Annotated in this window: 7 protein-coding genes; 6 read left to right on the top strand and 1 reads right to left on the bottom strand. The window is 40.0% G+C overall.

Annotation, left to right across the window (positions count from 1 at the left end; translation table 11 throughout):
- The first annotated feature begins 141 nt into the window (after window positions 1-141).
- From C7S20_RS09840 to apaG, 3 genes are read left to right on the top strand one after another with little or no spacing between them, the layout of a single operon-like run.
- A complete protein-coding gene (locus C7S20_RS09840; RefSeq protein WP_107012319.1) occupies window positions 142-1,395 on the top strand; it encodes a type IX secretion system plug protein in 1,254 nt (417 codons plus the stop codon).
- 31 nt (window positions 1,396-1,426) lie between these two features.
- Window positions 1,427-2,500 (top strand): DUF3667 domain-containing protein, encoded by a 1,074-nt coding sequence (locus tag C7S20_RS09835; RefSeq protein ID WP_227009147.1) that lies wholly within the window; start codon window positions 1,427-1,429, stop codon window positions 2,498-2,500.
- Window position 2,501: 1 nt separating this feature from the next.
- Entirely contained in the window at window positions 2,502-2,888 is a 387-nt protein-coding gene (apaG, locus tag C7S20_RS09830) for a Co2+/Mg2+ efflux protein ApaG (RefSeq protein WP_107012317.1), read from the top strand.
- Here apaG and C7S20_RS09825 read toward each other — a convergent pair.
- Window positions 2,873-3,592: an NRDE family protein gene (locus tag C7S20_RS09825; RefSeq protein ID WP_107012316.1), complete on the bottom strand. Its 720-nt coding sequence runs from the start codon at window positions 3,590-3,592 to the stop codon at window positions 2,873-2,875. The two genes, apaG and C7S20_RS09825, sit on opposite strands and share 16 nt — an antisense overlap.
- 135 nt (window positions 3,593-3,727) lie before the next feature.
- Between C7S20_RS09825 and pruA the strand changes: the two genes are divergently transcribed.
- The 3 genes from pruA (at window position 3,728) to C7S20_RS09810 (ending at window position 23,479) form a co-directional block, all read left to right on the top strand.
- Window positions 3,728-5,356, top strand: coding sequence for an L-glutamate gamma-semialdehyde dehydrogenase (pruA, locus tag C7S20_RS09820; RefSeq protein WP_107012315.1), 1,629 nt, complete (start codon window positions 3,728-3,730; stop codon window positions 5,354-5,356).
- A 280-nt stretch (window positions 5,357-5,636) separates the two neighbouring features.
- A complete protein-coding gene (locus C7S20_RS09815; protein WP_107012314.1) occupies window positions 5,637-15,497 on the top strand; it encodes an Ig-like domain-containing protein in 9,861 nt (3,286 codons plus the stop codon).
- Window positions 15,498-15,649: 152 nt separating this feature from the next.
- Window positions 15,650-23,479: an HYR domain-containing protein gene (locus C7S20_RS09810; RefSeq protein ID WP_107012313.1), complete on the top strand. Its 7,830-nt coding sequence runs from the start codon at window positions 15,650-15,652 to the stop codon at window positions 23,477-23,479.
- The last annotated feature ends 2 nt before the right edge of the window (window positions 23,480-23,481 follow it).

The raw sequence follows: 23,481 nt of genomic DNA, 5'->3' as shown, positions 1-23,481 counted from the left end.
TTTTTAGTTTAAAGTCGTGCAAATTTATGAAATTCCACTCCATTTATCCCAAGATTTGTAAGAATTTTACTGGCTACGACTGTTAAAATAAGATGCAGGAAAAATCTTAATTTCTTCTAACTTTGTACATTATCTGTTTTTATGAAAATATCCCTGTTTTTTTTGCTTTTTATATGCAGTAGTTTAACGGCCTTTAGCCAGACCGGAATAGAAAAAGCTCCTCCAAACTTTATTCGCACCATTAAATTTGAGGGCGGAAATAACGAATTTTCCGGAAACCCGATCCTTCCCCTGGGCGCGATTTTCCAGCTGAGCTTTGATGATATTATTGGCGACGAAGCCGATTATTACTACAGCATAGAACATTTTAATTTTGACTGGACACCTTCCGATCTTAGTAAAAATGAATTTATGGAAGGTTTTGACGATGTTCGCATAACCCAGTACACCAATGCTTACAACACGTTGCAGCCTTACACCCACTACGAATTGAAGATTCCCAATTCGAATACTAAAGGTTTAAAAGTTTCTGGAAATTATATGCTTAGTGTTTTTAATAGCAACCGTGAACTTGTCTTTTCCAGGAAGTTCATGGTTTATGAGCCCATTGTAAAGGTTCAGGCTGAAGTAAAGAGATCACGCGATCTTAGGTTTATCAATGAAAAACAGGTGATAAACTTCAGTGTCAATTCGCCTGATCTTGTTCTTATAAATCCTGAAAAGAATGTAAAGACTTTGGTGATGCAGAATAATAATCTGAAATCTGCTATTAAAGATCTCAAACCGCAATATATCATTGGCAGCGAACTTATTTATAAATACGACCAGGAATCGGCATTCTGGGGCGGAAATGAATATTTTCAGTTTAACGATAAAGATCTTAGAGCGACTACAGCCGATATTGCTTCAGTTGACCTTCTGGAACTTTATCATCATTACCTGTACCCAGATTATACCCGAAATGATATCCCCTACACCTATAACCCTGATATCAATGGCGGGTTCGTTATACGAAATCTCCAGGGGAAAAATTCAGAAATTGAAGCCGAATATGTCTGGGTTCATTTCAGCCTGAAAAATAATGATATAATTGGAAATTCTCAGATACATATTTACGGCGGATTTAATAATTTTGAGATCGATAACAGCACCTTACTGCATTATAATGAGGAGACAGGTCTTTATGAAACGGCGAGGCTTTTCAAGCAGGGATACTATAATTACAAATATGTACTGGTAGATCCTGATGGAACTATTGATGATGGATTTATTTGCGGCAATTTTGATGAAACGGAAAACTTGTATTCCATTCTTGTCTATTACCGAAGTCCGGGAGCTCGTTACGACCGATTAATAGGAGTAGGATCGGCTGATTCCAGAATAATTACCAACTAATCTTTAAAAAATGAAGGTCAGGCGTTCATTAATGAAATACAGGGGAAACGAGTGTCTTAATTGCGGCCATCCCCTTGAGCTTACCCAGCGTTTTTGTCCAAGGTGCGGGCAAATGAACAGCGCCAAAAAGCTCAAATTTGACGATTTTTTTAATGAATTCTTTTCCAGTCTTTTCGCCTATGACTCAAGGTTTAACCGTACCCTGCGAGTTCTAATGTTCAAACCCGGTAAAATTTCAAGAGATTATATACAGGGAAAACGAGTAAGATACGCTAATCCCTTTCGGTTTTACCTTAGCGCTTCGATCATTTTCTTTTTGATCTTTAATTACAGTGTAGATATTGGAAATTCTGAATTCGGGCCCCAGGATAAAGATCTTCAAAACCTCAAAGGAGAGGAAGTTCCTCCCATTCCGCCAGAGGTCGCGGTAGACAGTATTAATAAGATCATCACCTCCCCTGAAGTTGGCCTTGAAAGTATTCGTCCGGACAGCTTATCAAAAAAAACCTATAAGGACGATATGATAAGTGAAAATGACCTGAACAAGATGAGTATGTTAGATGCCATTAGCAAGAGGTTTACCTTATATTACGAATATCAGGATGAAACCGGCATCTACAATTCCCAGCGGGCCCTTGACAGCCTGGGGCACGATCATAACAATTACAATAACTGGCTATACAAAAAAGCGGTTGACGCTGGAATTTTTAAAAACAATCCAAGACTCTTTATCGATTATTTTATAAGCAAATTACCTTTTATAATTTTCTTCTATCTACCGGTTTTCGCACTGTTTATCTGGCTACTTTATGTAAGAAGGCCCTTTAATTATATGGAACATCTGGTTTTTGCCTTTCATGTACAAACTACCCTTTTCGTCCTTTATATATTTGGCTTACTAATTGACCTCATCATTGGTAAAAACTGGGGAATTATTACCGCAAATTTCCTCTTCGCATTTTACCTTTATAAATCAATGCGGAATTTTTACCAACAAAACCGTGTTAAAACGGTTCTAAAATTTTTAATTTTAAACGTAATATTCTTTACTTTAGCCATGGCGGCAATCGCAGTTTCATTACTGGCTTCCTTTTCTATATATTAATATGATTCAGCAAGTTACACGTGGTATAAAGATCTCTGTAGAGACTCACTTTGAAGGCATGTTCTATAAAAATTATAGAATGCATTTTGCTTTTGGATACCGCATAACCATCGAGAATCAAAGTAATGACTCCGTGCAACTTAAATCGCGTTTCTGGAAAATAAAAGATGCTCTTAATAAAACTGAAACCATAGAAGGTGAAGGCGTAATTGGCCAAAAACCGGTTTTAAAACCCGGGGAAAGCCATACATACCAAAGCGGTTGCCTACTAACAGCTCCTTTTGGCTCCATGAGCGGATATTACAATATGGTTAACTTCACCTCCACCAAAAAATTCAAGGTAAAAATCCCATCCTTTAAATTAAGCGCACCTTACGCGTTGAATTGAAGATATTTTTCTGAAACTTTACTGGTAGCGAGATCTTTGTACCAGAATTTCAAGCCGTCAGAAGTATTTTTAACCTGACTTATACTTTGAGTTTTTAAAAATCCGCGGTCTATGATCAAATCGGTTTCTTTATTTCCCTCTCCCCCCTTCTGATGAAATTCAAGCAGGCTTTCAGAAGAAAGTCCTTTAGTTTCTTTCCACTGCTGAAACCATTTTTGTCGTTGCGCTTTCATTTGTTCATTATATAAAGGAGAAGATGACCATATATGCTCCTTTAATGGAAGCTTGGTTATTTTTTTACGGTTTTCATCCCAGATAAATTCGTAAAAAACCAGTCCGTTTTGCCATTCAACGATGATCATGGTAAAAGCTTCAATATCCTGAAGATCATATTTTTCAAAAAGCGGCTTCAGTTTTTCAGCCGCCAGGAAATCTTTCACCACCAGGCCACGGCTTTTTCGGTAATACGATTTTCTTTGATGAGGTTTTTCTGCGCCATTCATAAGGCAAACACATCGTTTATTTTCACTAACTCCTATCCATGTTCCTCCTGCCTGAGCATCCCTGGGGAAATACATTTTTGTTTTATGGAAAATTCTTGTTTCCGGAGGTTTCGTTTTTCGACTTACCACCTCGTCCCTGTTGGAAGTAAGAATAAAGCCGGAAAAAGAATCGGGATGAGGAACAAGGCTAATCGTACACATGGAATTTTATTCAATTTTCCCGAAAATTACGAAAAAAGTTAAGCTTTCGTGAAGACCGGCCTCCAGTTCTTTTAAACCACTTAATTTTTTTACCTTTAGCGGAATTAAAAACATAGAAAAAAGTAAAAATATATTATGGGAAAAGGATTTTTTCATGTCCCTATCGCAGTTAATGAACCTATTAAAAGTTACGCGCCAGGAACCCCCGAAAGAGAAGAGGTATTACTCACCTACAAAGACCTGTACAATTCTAAAATGGAGGTGCCGCTTTATATCGGCTCTGAAGAAGTGAAGACGGGCGATACCGCAACCATGCACCCTCCGCACGATCATCAGCATAATCTTGGAGTATACCACAAAGCAAAGAAGAAACATGTTCAACAGGCTATAGACAGCGCTTTAAAAGCGAGATCAGCCTGGGCCGATCTGGAATGGGAACAAAGAGCCGCGGTTTTTCTTAAAGCTGCAGACCTTATCGCCGGTAAGTATCGTTCTAGGATCAATGCCGCGACCATGATAGGACAATCAAAAACAGTTTTTCAGGCAGAAATTGACTCAGCCTGTGAACTTTGCGATTTTCTACGCTTTAATGTGGAATATATGTCACAGATCTATGAAGAACAACCAGAATCTTCAGAAGGAGCCTGGAACCGTGTGGAATATCGACCTTTAGAAGGATTTGTCTATGCCATTACTCCTTTCAATTTTACGGCGATTGCCGGAAACCTTCCTTCCAGCGCAGCCCTGATGGGAAATGTTGCAGTTTGGAAGCCCAGTGACAGCCAGGTCTTTTCGGCTAAAATTATCATGGAAGTTTTTAAAGAAGCAGGAGTACCTGATGGAGTTATCAATATGGTAATGGGAGATCCTGAAATGATCACTGATACCATTCTTGCCAGTCCTGATTTCGCCGGAATTCATTTTACCGGAAGTACCACTGTGTTCAAAAGTATCTGGCAAAAAATTGGAAATAACATTCAGAAATATAAAACCTATCCCCGCATTGTTGGAGAAACAGGAGGTAAGGATTTTATTGTTGCGCATCCTTCAGCTAATCCCGAACAGATCGCGACCGCTATCTCAAGAGGAGCTTTTGAGTTCCAGGGACAAAAATGCAGTGCCGCCTCGAGAGTTTATTTACCTGAAAGCCTTTGGCCAAGAATTAAGGAGTTAGTAGCGAAAGACCTGGAGAGTATCAAAATGGGATCTCCTGAAGATATGACCAATTTTGTCACTGCTGTAATCCATGAAGGTGCTTTTGATAAACTGGCAAAATATATAGATCAGGCTAAAAAAGATAAGAAAGCCGAAGTTATCATTGGCGGAAATTACGATAAATCGAAAGGTTATTTTATAGAGCCTACCGTAATTTTAACTTCCGATCCGCACTATACCACTATGGAAACAGAGCTTTTTGGACCTGTAGTTACCATTTATGTTTATAAAGATGCCGATTGGGAAAAAACCCTTCACCTGGTTGATGAAACAAGTATCTACGGACTCACGGGAGCAGTTTTCTCTGGGGATCGCTACGAGCTAAGCAAAGCCACTAAAATTCTGCAGAATGCCGCGGGTAATTTCTATTTAAACGACAAGCCTACAGGAGCGGTGGTCGGGCAACAGCCTTTTGGAGGTGCCAGAGCAAGCGGAACCAATGATAAAGCAGGTTCCAAACTGAATTTATTGCGTTGGGTTTCACCTCGACTCATCAAGGAAACTTATGATGCCCCTACAGATTATCGTTATCCGTTTATGGGTGAATAAGAAATAAAAACAGATTCAATACTTTTAAACCGCCGGAAATTCCGGCGGTTTTTTTATAATTAACTGATTCTGAAAACCTACGAGCTCTAAAGAGGTAGCTTCATCGAATAATTCAGCCATTGAACGATTAAATAAATCATTTTCCCTATTTCTATATACATTTATGAACTAATATGCTTACCCAGAGCATTTAGTGAACAAATAACAGACCCTTTTTACTAGTTCGCCCCGCTAGATTACCCCAAAAATGATTGATTGATAAATTATAAACCCTGCTGATATGGGGAAAAATTTACTACTATTTCCTTTTCTGGCTTTAATACTTCTTCCATTAACAATTTGGGGGCAGGCATGTCCTACTTCTGTTTCTATCTCTTCTAGTGAAGGAAACACAATTTGCGAAAATACTTCAGTAACTTTTACTGCTAATGCTTCCGGAGGCACTAAACTCCATTATCAATGGCAGATTAATGATAGTGATACCGGAACAGATAGTAACCAGTACAATACTTCATCCCTAATTAATGGAGATAAAGTTAAAGTAATTATCACGTCAGAGGATGATTCAAGTTGTTCTATATCGAGCAACCCTTATACTATGACGGTAAATGCGAGCCGTACGCCAACCGTAAGTATTTCTTCTTCACCGAATACAAAATGTGTTGATCAAAATATAACATTTACAGCTTCCAATACCAGTGGCGGGTCCAATCCTACTTACACCTGGTATGTAAATTCAAATAGTTCACCTGCTCAAAACTCTGCTTCGAATACCTTTTCATTATCGACATTGCCTGCCGGCTCTAATACTATAAAAGTTGTCTTGACAAGTAGCCTTAAATGTGTCACTTCGGCCACCGCTGAAAAAACCATCACCGTTACAGTGAAAGACAACGCCAGTATTACTCCTTCTGGTTATAAAGACAAAGAGGTATGTATTAACAAAGCTTTAGATCCTATTATTTATACAATTGGCGGGAGCGGAACTGGGGCAACGGTAACCGGTCTTCCCTCAGGAGTATCTGGTAATTATAACAGTGGCAGTTTCACCATAAGTGGTACACCTACACAGACTGGTGTTTTTAATTATTCCGTCACTACGACAGGGCCATGCGGACAAAATTCAGAATCTGGTACTATTACTGTAAATAAAAATGCTACCATTAACCTTAATTCTGGTAATAGCACTCAGGAAGTTTGCCAGGATGAAGCTATTGATGATATTATTTATGACATAGGAGAAACCGGAACTGATGCCATGGTAACCGGACTGCCATCCGGAATATCAGGAAGTATTTCCGGAGGACTTTTTACCATCAGCGGTTCTAGTTCGCAAGTAGGTACCCATAATTTTACAATTCACGCTACAGGCACTTGCGGTGATTCATCCAGCTTAAATGGTTTAATCACTATTAATCAAAACCTAACTCCTTCGGTCTCGATATCATCTTCGGAAACAGACAATGAGATTTGCGAAGGAACTACGGTAACTTTTACTGCTACACCAACCAATGGAGGTAACTCTCCATCTTATCAATGGAAAATAGACGACGCCAATGCCGGAACTAATAGTGCTACCTTTTCAACAAACAGCTTAACTAACGGTCAAAACGTTAGCGTTGAAATGACCTCAAGTGAAACTTGTGTTACCCAGGCTACCGTAACCAGCAACTCTATATCAACTACAGTAAACGACAATCTCACTCCAGAAGTTACAATCGAGGCAAGTGATTCGGATATCTGCGCCGGTAATAGTATAACTTTTACAGCCACACCAATCAATGGTGGATCCAGCCCTTCTTATCAATGGAAAGTTAATGGTTCAAATGCTGGCTCTAACAGTAGCACTTTCACTACTGATGCCCTCACCGATGGTCAGAGTATTAGCGTGATAATGACTTCAAATGAAACCTGCCTGGCAACTCCTACAGCAACCAGCAATGTAATCACCGTAAATGTAAATCCTAATTTAACTCCATCAGTTTCAATTAGTTCTGATGACAATAATAATATTATTTGTTCTGGAAGCTCTATTACTTTTACTGCTTCCGCTACAAATGGCGGCGCATCTCCATCTTATCAATGGCAGGTTAATGACTCTAACGTTGGTACAAATAGAAATACATTTACTACAAATAGTCTAACAACTGGCCAGAAGGTCAAGGTAATTATGACTTCAAACGCTGACTGTCTTGCAACACCTACAGCAGAAAGTAATGAAATTTCTATTCAGGTAGACTCGGATATTACAGGAATTACTCCTGCTTTCGACAATTCTGATCCTTCCTATAATCCAACTGCGGTATGTCCAGTTGTCTCAGGTTTAATATATAAGGTACAGCCAGTAACAGGTGCAACTTCTTATTCCTGGATTTTTCCCAGTGGCTGGAATATAACCTCCGGAGATGGAACAAATATGGTTACAGTCACTGCAACCTCAAATGCCCAGCCAGGTACTGTGAAAGTAACCGCACATAATGAATGTGGAGATTCATCCCAATTCGTTTCAGAATCAATATCAACCGGTACAGTGGTTTATGTTAATGCAGGACCTGACCAAACTGTGTGTAAAGGCACTACTTCCATCCAGTTAGCTGGGGAAATAGGTGGAGTAATTACCAAATCTAAAGATTGGTCGTGGAGCGCTAGTGTTTCTGGTGGAACTTTTTCTAATGGAGGAGGTAATCTTACTGGAACTTACACTTTACCCAGCTCTATTAGCAATAGTGGAGGTACAATAACCATCAAAATAACCTCTATAGATCCTGCCGGTTCCTGTGGTCCAAAAGAAGACCAAATGGTTATTACTGTTTTAAAGGATGCCACAATCTCAGACCCGTCAAATAAAAATCAGACAGTCTGTATTAATAATGCAATTGCAGCTATTAATTTCAATATTGCAAATGCCGGAACCGGTGCTTCTGTCACAGGATTACCAACTGGTGTTACAGGTTCATTTTCTTCTGGTGTATTTACCATTAGTGGCACACCTACACAGGCCGGGACTTTTAATTATAAAGTTAACACCACAGGGAGTTGCTCAAGTCAACAAACTTCTCAAACCGGTACTATTACGGTAAACCCGAATCAAACAATTAATGACCCTGCCAATAAAAATCAGGAAATTTGCATTAATACTGCCATTAGCGAAATTTCTTTTACCACAAATACCTCCGTAACCAATGTTAGTGTTGCAGGTTTGCCAGCAGGATTAAACGGAAATTTCAGTGCCGGAAACTTTAAAATTATCGGAACACCAACCGAAGCAGGAATCTTTAACTATACGGTTACAACCACAGGTAATTGTGTAAATACAACCCAAACAGGTACTATTACCGTCAATCCTGACCCCACCATTAATTCTCCTTCAAATAAGGATCAGGAAATTTGTATAAATACGGCACTTGGTGCTATTGCATTTACAATTACAAGTCCGGGTACAGGTGCTTCAGCAACAGGCTTACCTGCAGGGATAAGTGGAAACTTCAGTAACGGAATCTTTACTTTATCAGGAAAACCAACAGAATCGGGAACTTTCGACTATACTGTTACCACAGCAGGAAGTTGTGTTCAGGCAACTCAAACCGGACAGTTAATTATCAAACCTGATCCTACGGCTTCCATATCCTATACAGGAGAATTTTGCTCATCTCAAGCCGGTTCAGTAAATGTTGAATTAAACGGGACAGGAGAATATCAAGGAGGTAACTTTTATTCTTCTCCTGCAGGTTTAGTATTGAATGCAACAACCGGTGAAATTATACCCGGAAGCAGTGACCCCGGCACCTATACAGTTAACTACGACACTCCGGAAGGATGTGAAACTGCAACGGCTACTACTACGGTTGTTATTAATGCCTCTCCCTCAGTCGAAATTTCTTATGGATCGCCTTTCTGTAACTCAGACAATTCCTTAAAAGCCGTTTCATTTACCAATGGAGTAGGTAATTATGAGGGCGGCACTTTTTCATCAACTCCAGGCGGATTAGATCTCGATACAGATTCCGGTGAAATCAATCCAGCAAATAGTAGCCTGGGAACCTATACGGTTAAATACACTGTTTCTTCTGGCTCATGTGAAACATTTGTCACTACAACAGAAGTTCAAATCACGCAACTTCCTCAGGTTGAAATTAGTTATTCTCCAAATACTTTTTGCAATTCGGATAATAATGACTATTCGGTCATTTATTCTGGAACCAAGGGAGCTTATGAAGGAGGCACTTTTACCAGTACTGATGGATTGGCTATTGACGCTAATGGAAATATCAACCCATCAAACAGTTCTGTTGGTTCCCATACCATAACTTATACTGTAACGTCTTCAAATGGCTGCTCGGAGGTGATAGCTACAACCGAAATTGAGATTTTTGAACAAGTAAAAATCACTACTCAACCAGAAAATTATGGAATATGCTCCAGTGAACCAGCCGATTTTGAAGTAATTGCATCCGGAGATAATTTAAAATACCAGTGGTATAAAAATGATGGCTCAGGCAATTTCATTCAATTAAATGGTGAGACCAACCCTAAGTTACATTTCAACAATGCAACCTCAACTGATGCAGGCGAATATCACGTAGTAGTAAGTAGCAGTAATGGAATTTGCGGTGCGATTACATCTGATCCCGTTACCTTGAACGTTGATGAAAATATTATTATTACAAAACCTGTTGAAGATAAAACTATTTGTGAAGAAGATTTTGACACTTTGTCTTTTGAGTACGAAGCTCATGCTAACGGGGCTGCCCTCACTTTCACATGGATCAAAGATGGAAATCCTATTTCACAAACATCTGGCAAATACACAATGACAGAAACTGGTCCTACCGGAACGGATGGAGTATATTCCGGCACTTTGACCATTGAAAATATCACCACAGATGATTCTGGTGTCTATGCGGTTGCAATAGACGGTCCCGATTATTTCACCTGTCCTGAAGCTACTTCAAAAACATTTACTTTCAGGGTGAATGCAAGACCTTCCGCTCCCGCAACTACAGATTTAGAATATTGCTTAAATTCAAGTGCAGCCGCCTTAACTGCCACTGCCGAAGATGGAAACTCATTGCTGTGGTATAATAAGGATGCAGATGGCAATCTGGTATATTTAGGCACTGATATTACTCCTGAAACCGGTGAACCTGGTGTAACATCGTATTGGGTAACACAGAAGAATCCTAACAGCTGCGAAAGTGATCCAGCAGAATTAAAAGTTACTGTTTTAGACAAACCAGATCCAGTTTCCACTCAAACTATAACATATGATTTCTGTCATAATGAAGAAGTGGTTGATGCCTTGTCAATAACACCGGCTAATGGTGCTACAATAAATTGGTATGACGCAGCTACCGGTGGAAATTCTATAAGTGCACCCGTCCCACCTACAAATCAAGTAAAGTTGATTTCATATTGGATAAGCCAAACCTTTGAAAATGGATGTGAAAGCGATCGTACAAAAGTTGAAGTGAATATCAATGAGCTCCCAAATATCCAGATTTCCGTAGTTTCAGGTTCAGATTCTGAAATTTGTTTAGGAAATTCTACAAGCCTTCAGGCAACAGGAGCCACTTCCTATAGCTGGAAGCTTGACGGAATAGAAATTGGAACGACCTCTGAAATAACAGTGACTCCGAATGTCTCTGGAGAAATTGTTTACCAGGTTACAGGAACAAATGATAAAGGCTGCACTAACACTTCTGAATTTACAATTACCGTAGATCCAAAACCTGAGGGCGGAACACTTGAAGGACCTCCAAGTGTTTGCGAAAATAATACCGGCGGTTCAATTACGCTTTCTGGCCACGAAGGAACAATTGATCGTTGGGAATATATGGACAGTACTACCAGCGCCTGGACAGCCCTGCCAAATTCAGCGGGACTCACCACTTATGATTTTAGCAGTTTAAATCTTACCAAAGCCACTACTTTTAGGGCAGTGCTTACCAGAGGCGTTTGCGAGGAAGCCTATTCTGCCGAACATACGGTTGGAGTAGATCCTGTACCTGTTGGAGGAGAATTAAATTTTGCCAATGGAGAAAGGGTTTTCATGATCTGTGAAAATCCGGCGCCTGGATATGCTATTGATCTAAACCTCACTGGTTCTGAAGGTGATATTGTTGCCTGGGAATATCATGGCAGCTCAACCACTACCTGGAATACCATTCCTAATTTTACCGAACCCACCCTCACAGGATCAGATATTGAAACCTTAAATCTTTCAGAATCTACGGTTTTCAGAGTGGAAATAGAAAGTGGTGCCTGTACTCCCAATGCTTATTCCAAAACAGCAATTATTAGTATCATCCCATCAGATATAAAACCAAGTCCTGTTACTGTTAACCCGGAAAAAGTCTGTTTTGGAGAGCAGGTTACCCTAACTTCAGAAACCGGCTATGGCAATAGTTTTGGTGAATTCGATGGTGGAAATTTTGACAATTCTTCTATAGCTAATTTTGGTTGGAGAGTGAGACGAGATGGAAGCACTAAAGATCTGAATTTTGATAGCAGTGCAGATAATATTCGTCCAGATTTGTGGCTAAGAACGGTGCCTCATGACTTTATCACGGCAAATATAAGCACAAACAGCGCCGGTCTTACACGATGGGATTCCAGTGTTGATAATGACGGAAATAAAGGTTTTGCGATTATTTCTGGTAATAACCAGGCAACCCTTGAAACACCTGTATTTGGAATAACTGATATGGACCAGGCTATTCTTACTTTTGATCAGGCTTATAACCTTACCTCAGGCGCGTCTATCGCCGTTGAAATTTCTACTAATGGAGGTGGAAATTATACTTCTCTTTATACCAGAACGGGGCCTTTAAAAAGCGGCAATGAGGATAAGTTTGGGGATGGAACACCTGATACCCGCCCAGAAAATAAAATTGAGATTGATCTCGGAGATTATGTAGGTTATACTAATTTGAGAATTCGTTTCCATTTTAAAGGAGTAAGAGATGGTGATGTTTGGGCTTTGGATGAAATCACCATTCCAGATGGCCCTCAGGATGTTACCATGGAATGGAATGATTATACCGATCCCGACAATCCGGTATACATCGGAAACAGCAATACTGAAATGTACACTCCCACCCAAATAGGCTGGAACACTTTTGAAATTCGTACAAAAATAATTTTGGATTCTAATGGTAATACCTGTACTGATGTAGAAAATTTCGAGACTATATCAGTATATGTTTATGACAGTTATACTACCACTGCTGCGGCAGTAGTAGGAAGCTGTGGGGATGCCACCGTAAATTTAACCGGAACCTTAACGGGAGCTAATCAGGAAGGAAATCTTACCAGTTTCCCGGAAGATGATGCATCTACTCTGGCTTGGAATGTAATTTCAGGTCCCGCAGGATACACATTTTCTCCAGATAACTTCCAGAATTCTGACACATCTTTAGCTGCAGTGAATGATCCAAATGCGACCTTTTTACCTCCGATAGATGGTACTTATACCTTGCGTTGGGAAGTGACAAAAGATCCTGAAAGTCCCGACACCTGTCCCGTTACTTACACAGATGTTACTTTTGATTTTGTTGATTGCACTACTCTTGATTTTGACGGAGTGGATGATTATGTAGATCTTGGAACAAATTATACCGGCAGCAGCTATAGTATAGAGGCATGGATTCGTCCTGAAGCTTCTACAGGAACAATTATTGCCGGTCCCGGATTTGAAATAAAAATGAATGACCTTCCCTCCTCCATTCAAACAAATGGCAGGTGGTATCATATAGCATATACAAGTAGCGGTACACTTTATATTGACGGAATTTCTCAAAGTTCAAACTCAATTTCCGGAGTAGGAGAAACCAAAACCTTAATTGGTGCAAGATGGAATGCTTCAACAAAAGAGCCTGAAAATTATTACTCCGGCTGGATTGAGGAGGTACGAATTTGGAAAACAGATTTGACCCAGGATCAGATACGATTTATGATGAACCAACACCTGCAAAATGCTGCTAATATGGGAGTGGAAATTCCTATGCCTGTTCCGGGAGGATTGACTTATTCTGATCTTGCAGGGTATTACAGACTCATTTCTTCAAATCCCGATCCCCTTCCAGGAAGTCCGATTACTTTCGATGCAGCACTGATGCCACAAAATGGTCAAACTCCAGATTTAGCGACTAATTCCATTCCTGGAATTCTCCATAACATGGAAACTGATCAGCAAAACACGGCGCCGCTTCCTTATCTTTCTGCGAATGATGGAAAATGGACAGAAATAAATACCTGGCTAAGACCTGACGTCTGGGATATTCCTAATGCAAAAGGAATAGATAATAGCACTTTTATTGACTGGAATATTGTAAGAACTTTCAATAATATTTCATCAGATGCCAAGAATATAACCGTTTTAGGATTAAAAGAGGAGACTCCCGGTACGGTGTTAACCGTTGCAAATCCCGGCAGTGCGATGGATGAAACCAATAGTGGACAGTTCATTCGGGTTACTCATTATTTATTACTTAACGGTAATATGGATCTGGTAGGCGAATCCCAGTTGCTCCAGGATGAAGGAAGCATTCTTGATGAAAGTAGTGGAGGCTGGTTAGAAAGAGACCAACAGGGAAGAATGAGCAGTTTTAATTATAATTACTGGTCAAGTCCTGTTAGCGCACAGGGAGCCTCGAATAATGCAGATTATGCGGTAGGTGAGGTACTTTTAGACGGTACAAACTCAGCTAATCCAAAAGGAATAGATTTCAAGGATGGCTATTATGTGGCAGACGGACCTGTTACATCGCCTAATATAACCATCAGCAACGAATGGATCTGGAATTTTATTGGAGGAACAGCTGACACCTACGGTGATTGGACTTATTTAGGCTCAGACGGAAGCACTCCTACCGGCTCAGGATATTCCATGAAGGGAACCGATGGAACAGTTGAAATAGATACACCACAGAACTACGTCTTTAAAGGAAAACCTCATAATGGGGATATCACACTTTCAATAGGAAAAGGTCAAAATTACCTAATTGGTAATCCATATCCCTCAGCCATAGATGCTAAACAATTCATTAAAGATAATCTGGAAAATGTTGCAGGAGGACAAAGTGATTGGAATGCTTTTAACGGTGTAGTTTATTTTTGGGATCATTTTGCCAATAAAACACACATCCTTGAAGAGTATATTGGAGGGTACGCCACTTTCACCTTAGCAGGTGGAACCGAAGCCATTTCAGTTGATGAACGTATTAATGCAAATAATCAAACTGGAGGAAAGGAACCAATGCAGTACATACCGGTAGCTCAGGGCTTTTTTATCAACAGCACCCAGGATGATGCAATGACCGATGCAGGGATTACTATAGACGGTGGAAGCTTTACTTTTAAAAACAGTCAGAGAATTTATGCTACAGAAAAAGGTGATCCCTCTGTTTTTCTATCACCAGAAAAAAGCTCAAAATCAAAGTCTAATGTTGAAACGGATTCAAGACCTAAAATCAGATTAAAATATAATTCCCCCTCCGGTTATCACCGTCAGATTCTTGTAACTGAAGATCCACTTACTTCCAATAATTTTGATCTAGGCTATGATGCGCCTTTAATTGAGGACAATTTAGAAGATATGTACTGGTTGATTAAAGATTATCCATATGTGATCCAGGCCGTGGGCAATTTTGATCAGGAACAGGTTCTCCCTCTCGCTATTAAATTAAAAGAAAAAGGAGAGTTTTCAATCCAGATCGATAGCACCGAAAACTGGCCGGTTAAAAAACCTGTTTATCTTAAAGATAAAACTCTGGATACTATTCATAATATAAGAAAGCAGGCCTACGTAGGTACAGCTGAAGGCGGTGAAATAAAAGATCGCTTTGAAATTGTTTTCTTTAAACCGGAACTTGATAATCCCGAGGATTTACCTGTCGTAGACGGACTTTTTGATATAAGCTACAGCACCTTCAAAAACCAGGTTAAGATCAACAATCCTGATCTACTGGAAATCTCCAGGGTAATGATCTTCGATATGGCTGGAAAAATTATACAACAATTCGAAGATATACCAACAGAAATGGAAACCGTGCGGGAAATGCGTCCGGTACGTTCTGGAGTTTATATTGTAAAAGTATTTTCTGAAAATGCTATTACCAACAAGAAAATAATAGTTAAATAAATGAAAGTATAATCTTACAAAAATGATCCTTTTGCCGATTTTATTAGCTACTTAACTGAAATAAAGCGATTTAAATACAAATAATTTTACTTTTTTGTGCGTTTAATCGATTTTATGTGTACTTTTACCGATAGTTTTAAATTCGGTTGCGTATGCGTAAAATTACCTCATCGGTGAAAACCGGAGGATTTTTAATCTTATTTCTGGTTTTCGTATTCGGTTTTAGTATTGCTTCCACAGGTTTGGCAACAGGCCTAACTGTGAATTCCACAGTTACCAATGCTACCTGTGACAATTCAAACGACGGCAGTATAGCAATTTCTGTTTCCGGCGGGGATGGTTCTTATACTTATTCCTGGTCAGGCCCTAATGCTTACACAAGTACTTCTCAAAACATTTCGAATTTATATCCGGGTGATTATACTTTAAGTGTAACCGATAATTCAGGAAACTCATACGGTCCTTCAACAATTCCTGTGACTGCAGTTGATAATGTAGCCCCAACAATCACTTGTGTAGCCGATCAGAATAAAAATACCGATGCAGGTTCCTGTGATTATACCGTTCAGGGCAATGAATTTGATCCGACTTCATTCAACGATAATTGTTCAGGAGCTACGATCACCAATAATTTCAATAATACCAGTTCCCTGGCCGGAGCCGTTTTCCCAAAAGGAACAACTACCGTTATCTGGACAGTAACAGATGCTTCAAATAACACCCAAACCTGTTCTTTTGATGTGACTGTTTCCGATAATGAAAAACCCACTATCACTTGTGTAGCCGATCAGAACAAAAATACCGATGCAGGTTCCTGTGATTATACCGTTCAGGGCAATGAATTTGATCCGACTTCATTCAACGATAATTGTTCAGGAGCTACGATCACTAACAATTTCAATAATACCAGTTCCCTGGCAGGAGCCGTTTTCCCAAAAGGAACAACTACCGTTATCTGGACAGTAACAGATGCGTCAAATAACACCCAAACCTGTTCTTTTGATGTGACAGTTTCCGATAATGAAAAACCCACTATCACTTGTGTAGCCGATCAGAATAAAAATACCGATGCAGGTTCCTGTGATTATACCGTTCAGGGCAATGAATTTGATCCGACTTCCTTTGCCGATAACTGTACAGGAGCTACCATCACCAATGATTTCAATAATACCAGTTCCCTGGCAGGAGCCGTTTTCCCAAAAGGAACAACTACCGTTATCTGGACAGTAACAGATGCTTCAAATAACACCCAAACCTGTTCTTTTGATGTGACTGTTTCTGATAATGAAAAACCCACTATCACTTGTGTAGCCGATCAGAACAAAAATACCGATGCAGGTTCCTGTGATTATACCGTTCAGGGCAATGAATTTGATCCGACTTCATTCAACGATAATTGTTCAGGAGCTACGATCACTAACAATTTCAATAATACCAGTTCCCTGGCAGGAGCCGTTTTCCCAAAAGGAACAACTACCGTTATCTGGACAGTAACAGATGCGTCAAATAACACCCAAACCTGTTCTTTTGATGTGACTATTACCGATAATGAAAAACCCACTATCAGTTGTGTAGCCAATCAGAATAAAAATACCGATGCTGGTTCCTGTGATTATACCGTTCAGGGCAATGAATTTGACCCCTCTTCCTTTGCCGATAACTGTACAGGAGCTACCATCACCAATGATTTCAATAATACCAGTTCCCTGGCAGGAGCCGTTTTCCCAAAAGGAACAACTACCGTTATCTGGACAGTAACAGATGCGTCAAATAACACCCAAACCTGTTCTTTTGATGTGACAGTTTCCGATAATGAAAAACCCACTATCAGTTGTGTAACCGATCAGAATAAAAATACCGATGCTGGTTCCTGTGATTATACCGTTCAGGGCAATGAATTTGACCCCTCTTCCTTTGCGGATAACTGTTCAGGAGCTACGATCACTAATAATTTCAATAATACCAGTTCCCTGGCAGGAGCCGTTTTCCCAAAAGGAACAACTACCGTTATCTGGACAGTAACAGATGCGTCAAATAACACCCAAACCTGTTCTTTTGATGTGACAGTTTCCGATAATGAAAAACCCACTATCACTTGTGTAGCCGATCAGAATAAAAATACCGATGCTGGTTCCTGTGATTATACCGTTCAGGGCAATGAATTTGATCCGACTTCCTTTGCCGATAACTGTACAGGAGCTACCATCACCAATGATTTCAATAATACCAGTTCCCTGGCAGGAGCCGTTTTCCCAAAAGGAACAACTACCGTTATCTGGACAGTAACAGATGCTTCAAATAACACCCAAACCTGTTCTTTTGATGTGACTGTTTCCGATATTGAAAAACCCACTATCACTTGTGTAGCCGATCAGAACAAAAATACCGATGCAGGTTCCTGTGATTATACCGTTCAGGGCAATGAATTTGATCCGACTTCCTTTGCCGATAACTGTACAGGAGCTACCATCACCAATGATTTCAATAATACCAGTTCCCTGGCAGGAGCCGTTTTCCCAAAAGGAACAACTACCGTTATCTGGACAGTAACAGATGCTTCAAATAACACCCAAACCTGTTCTTTTGATGTGACTGTTTCTGATAATGAAAAACCCACTATCACTTGTGTAGCCGATCAGAACAAAAATACCGATGCAGGTTCCTGTGATTATACCGTTCAGGGCAATGAATTTGATCCGACTTCATTCAACGATAATTGTTCAGGAGCTACGATCACTAACAATTTCAATAATACCAGTTCCCTGGCAGGAGCCGTTTTCCCAAAAGGAACAACTACCGTTATCTGGACAGTAACAGATGCGTCAAATAACACCCAAACCTGTTCTTTTGATGTGACAGTTTCCGATAATGAAAAACCCACAATCACTTGTGTAGCCGATCAGAATAAAAATACCGATGCAGGTTCATGTGATTATACCGTTCAGGGCAATGAATTTGATCCGACTTCCTTTGCCGATAACTGTACAGGAGCTACCATCACCAATGATTTCAATAATACCAGTTCCCTGGCAGGAGCCGTTTTCCCAAAAGAGACAACTACGGTTATCTGGACGGTAACAGATGCTTCAAATAACACACAAACCTGTTCTTTTGATGTGACTGTTTCCGATAATGAAAAACCCACTGCCAGCAATCCTGCAGCTGTAAATGTTCAATGTGAGGTACCGGAAGCCGATCCTTCAGTAGTCATTGACGCTGCTGATAATTGTACTACAAGTCCAATGGTAGAATGGGTTTCAGATGTTAGTGACAACAATTTTAATCCTGAAGTTGTTACACGTACCTACAAGGTTACTGACGAAGCAGGAAATTTCATTGAAGTCACTCAGCAAATTGCCATTCAGGATACAGAAATCCCAGAAATCCCTACCTTACCAGACATAGAAAGCGAATGCCCTTTGACAATAGTAGCACCTACCACTACCGATAATTGCGATGGGGTAATTACAGGAACTACCGGCCTCACCGATTTGAGTTTTGATGAGTCGGAAACTGTGTATTGGATTTTTACTGATGCCTCCGGTAATACCACCGGAACTGTAGCGCAAAATGTTATCATCAACAATACTGTTCCTCCTGTTCCGGATGTAGAAACATTACCAATTAAAGAAATTCGAGGTTGTCAGATTTCAAGTATTTCAGATCTCGATATTCCAACGGCAACTGATGCTTGTGAAGGCACAATAGAAGGTAAATTAAGTGACGACTTTGTATTTCCGTTCTCATTCAGCGGGACTCAAACAATTGTATGGGAATACATAGATAGTCAGGGAAATACCTCTACGCAGGAACAGAACGTAAAACTTATCCCGGAAGATATTAATGGAGGAACCATAAAAGGTACTTTTGGATCTACCGAATTTGAACATCAAATTGATATTAGTTCATGCGGCGATCAGATTTCTGTCTATTTGAATTTAACAGGGCAAATAGGAAATATCGTTCGATGGGATAAATATGCGGTCAATAAGGGAATTTGGGAAGAAATTTCTAATAATAGCAGTTCTTATACAGCAACCTTTGCGGCAGGCGCATTTGAGTCTACTTATTATCGAGTGTTAATACAGGTAGGAACCTGTATAGAATATTCTGATACCTTTTATATAAGGGCACTACCCCCTGGAGCTCCTCCAACAGTTACAAATCAGGACGAAGACAACTTATACTGTTTAGGAGAGGATGTAAATCTTATCGCAGAAACAAATTACAAAGCTACTCAGGATGCAATACCTGATTCTTCAGGAGATTTTAATGTGGGGCAATTAAATACCCAGGATCCAAATGGCTGGCTTGTCGATGGTCAGACTGGAGGCTTTACAGCAGGAGGAGATGCAAAAAAACCCAGAAACTGGTCCGGTACAAATAACCACCCATTTGGCGGCATCGAATTCGATAGTGAAGAAGGAAAATTTGCCATAGCTCAGGGAAATATTGGATATACAACAACTTTCGAAAGTCCTATTATGGATCTTTCAAATGCCGAGTCAGCAAGTTTAGATTTTGACCAGGCCTATTTCTTCGCGAATAATGACGTTGCGTCCATTGAAATATCACTTGATGGCGGAAGTACGTATTCTACCCTGGAAGTAATTCATCCTGCTGGAAGTGGAGAAAAAAAATGGTTAACGGCAGGTACGGCAGAATCTACAGGCGTTTCCGATTCCACTCATTACTATTTTAAGGATGATAACACTTCGATTCCTCTTGATGCTTACTTAGGTGAAAGCAATGTGAGAATTAGATGGTCTTTTACGGGCACCAGCGATAATAGCGTTTGGGCTATGGATAATATCCTGGTTAATAAACAGGTTTATGTTGATACTGAATTGGAATGGACCGAAGGTATTGGTGATCCTAATGAAAATCCTTTAGAAACCGGACAAACACAGGTACCAATTAATTTTATACCAGATACTCCCGGAATTCAACAATATGGGGCGACTGCTTTGATCAATGGTTGCCGAACTTATAGCGAAGAGGGAACCGATCTAATAGACCTTTACATATCTTATTCTTATGCGGGAGAAGATATCGTGTATACCAGTGAAGAATGCGGTCATAATCAGGTTCAATTAAATGCTTATGACAATACAATAACAGCCAGGGAAAATATAGCTAAAGGTTCCTTTGAAACACCGGCATCAGGTTGTAGAGAATGTGATGCTCCAGGTACAGGAGACATTGGAGAATGGTCATGGAATGGAAATTCTTCATCCTGCGGAGATGTATCTTTTTCAGATATACATGATCCCGATGCAATTTTTTCGGCTCCTGCAGGAACATATACCCTCACCTGGACTGTTGCCGGGTGTTCTAATGACGTGGTTGTTACCATCACCGAGTGTGATAAAATTGATTTTGATGGAACAGATGATCATATAGATTTTAGTGACAATTATGATCTGAATGGAAACTTCAGCCTGGAATTCTGGGTTAAGCCGAATGCAATAAACGGAACCCGAACCATTTTTTCAAAAAGGGACGGGAATTATTCCGGTACGGCCAAGGGTTATGACCTTTCAATAAAAGACGGTACTGTTTTCTTTAATTGGAATAGTGCTGGAACAATAAATTCTTCTCCCTATAAAGTTGATACCTCACGCTGGTATCATATCGCTGTGGTCCATACCTCATCTGGAGAGTATAAATTATATATAGACGGAATAAAACTTAAAACAACTGGAGGTGCAGCTCCGGGTGAAAATGCTTATCACGCAATCCTGGGTGCAATGGATGTTAGCGGTTCAGAACAAGCAGTAAACTACTTTAACGGATGGATTGACGAAATAAGAATATGGGATGTAGCATTAACGCCAGAGCAAATGCACATAATGATGAACCAACGTTTACAGGCATCAGGCACAAAGGTAACAGGAGAAGTGATCCCCATACAAATTCCAAATTTGAATTGGAGTGATCTACGCGCCTATTACAGAATGGATAAAATAGGAATAGGATGCGGTAACATAATTCCTGCAATAGGTGTTGAAGGAAAAATAATCAATATTACCACTCCGCAGGAAAATACCGCACCTCTCCCATATATCTCCAGTCAAAACGGCTCATGGAGAGATAAAAATACCTGGTTAAGACCTACAGTATGGGATGTTCCGAACGCAAAAGGGATCAACGGAGATGAAATCAAATGGAATATTGCTGAAACTTACCATGATATTTATTCCACCGCTCAAAATATTTACATGCTCGGTTTGGTCTCTCATTCCGGAGAACTCAAAATGGATGGAAATGTGCCCAGTCAAACCGGCCAGGCGCTCACCATCACTCATTACTTGAAACTTGATGGTACCATCAACCTGGAAGGAGAATCTCAACTGATTCAAACAGAAGGCAGTATTCTTGACGAGGCAAGTAGCGGTTACCTAGACCGCGATCAACAGGGAACAGAGAATAGTTTCAATTACAACTATTGGTCGTCACCCGTAAGCCTTCAGGGCCAGCCAAATAATTACGGTTTTGATATAGCCGATGTACTTATGGATGGCACAAATCCTGCATCTCCTGCTGGTATCTCATTTAATTACCAGTATCATTATGCAGACAATGCTTATTCAGGGCCCAAGCGAATTAGTACTTTCTGGTTTTATGAATTCCAGGGTACTGCAGACACTTATGGTGAATGGAGCTGGTTTAGTGAAACCGACCTTTTAGAACCCGGTGTTGGCTGGTCTATGAAAGGAACTTCAGGAAGTGCGCCTGTTTCCAGTCAACAGAATTATGTTTTCCGTGGAAAACCTAATAATGGCAATATTACACTCGACATCTCAAACGGTGAAAACAGGCTCGTGGGAAATCCATATCCTTCAGCAATAGATGGAGATCAGTTCATTCGTGATAACCTTAGGGATGTAGAAGGAGGAACGGCTTCGGCAAATATTTTTAATGGATCGCTTTATTTCTGGGATCATTTTGGTTCCCGATATTCACATTATCTCGTGGAATACGTGGGAGGTTACGGAGTTTATAATCTTTCAGGCGGAATTCCTGCTATTGCCACTGATGAGAGAATTGATGCGACAGGACAAACAAGTACCAAAGCTCCGGCGCGCTACATTCCCGTCGCCCAGGGATTTTTTGTAAACACAGTGATTGATGATGCTGCCGCGGGTAACTATTCAATAGCAGGAGGAAATATTACCTTCCGAAATGCCCAGCGCGTTTTTGTAAAAGAATCATCGGGAGACTCTTATTTTCTTGCACCTGAAAAGGCTAAGGCCAAATCGGTCAAACAGGCAGAATATACAAAGGATACCCGTTATAAAATAAGGTTAAGTTTTTCCTCGCCTAAGGGTTATCACAGGCAAATCCTGGTAACAGCTGACAGCAATACGAAAAATGGTTTTGATCTGGGTTATGACGCTCCTCTTATTGAAGACAATGCTGAAGATATGTACTGGCTGATCAATGAAAGTGAATATGTTATACAGGCTGTACCTAATTTCAATCGTGACCAGGTATTACCCTTGGGAATCAAAATTGGTGAGCAGGGAGAATTCAGCATTCAGATAGATAAAACTGAAAATTTTGAAAAAGGAATTGATATCTATCTTCATGATAAAAAAGATAGTATTTATTTCAACCTTCAGAAAACTGCGTTTAAAGCAACCGCTGAACCCGGATACATTAACGATAGGTATGAGATCGTTTTCCAAAAACCATCAGAAAATAACGATGCAACAGATCCTGACATGATCGCAACCGATTTAAAAGTTGATTACTTAAGAAATTCCCAGGAAATAGTTCTTTCAAATCCCGATTTACTGGATGTTCGTCATGTAGAACTCTATACACTTAATGGACAGCTTATCAAGAACTTTGATAATTTGAACATTTCAAAAGCCATTTATCTACCGGTAGAAAGACCTTTGAGTGCTGCTGTCTATGTAGTAAGAGTTTTTACCAGCGAAAAAGAATACTCGAAAAAGGTAATTATCAGTGAATAATA

Source organism: Christiangramia fulva (assembly GCF_003024155.1).
GTDB classification, from domain to species: Bacteria; Bacteroidota; Bacteroidia; order Flavobacteriales; family Flavobacteriaceae; genus Christiangramia; species Christiangramia fulva.
Note: the sequence above shows the minus strand (reverse complement) of the source record. Positions and strands in the feature narration are given on the sequence as shown.

Excerpts from the sequence above, each read along its gene's own strand:
- C7S20_RS09840 (WP_107012319.1), top strand. The coding sequence starts at position 142 with ATGAAAATATCCCTGTTTTTTTTGCTTTTTATATGCAGTAGTTTAACG.
- C7S20_RS09835 (WP_227009147.1), top strand. The coding sequence starts at position 1,427 with ATGAAATACAGGGGAAACGAGTGTCTTAATTGCGGCCATCCCCTTGAG.
- apaG (WP_107012317.1), top strand. The coding sequence starts at position 2,502 with ATGATTCAGCAAGTTACACGTGGTATAAAGATCTCTGTAGAGACTCAC.
- C7S20_RS09825 (WP_107012316.1), bottom strand. The coding sequence starts at position 3,592 with ATGTGTACGATTAGCCTTGTTCCTCATCCCGATTCTTTTTCCGGCTTT.
- pruA (WP_107012315.1), top strand. The coding sequence starts at position 3,728 with ATGGGAAAAGGATTTTTTCATGTCCCTATCGCAGTTAATGAACCTATT.
- C7S20_RS09815 (WP_107012314.1), top strand. The coding sequence starts at position 5,637 with ATGGGGAAAAATTTACTACTATTTCCTTTTCTGGCTTTAATACTTCTT.
- C7S20_RS09810 (WP_107012313.1), top strand. The coding sequence starts at position 15,650 with ATGCGTAAAATTACCTCATCGGTGAAAACCGGAGGATTTTTAATCTTA.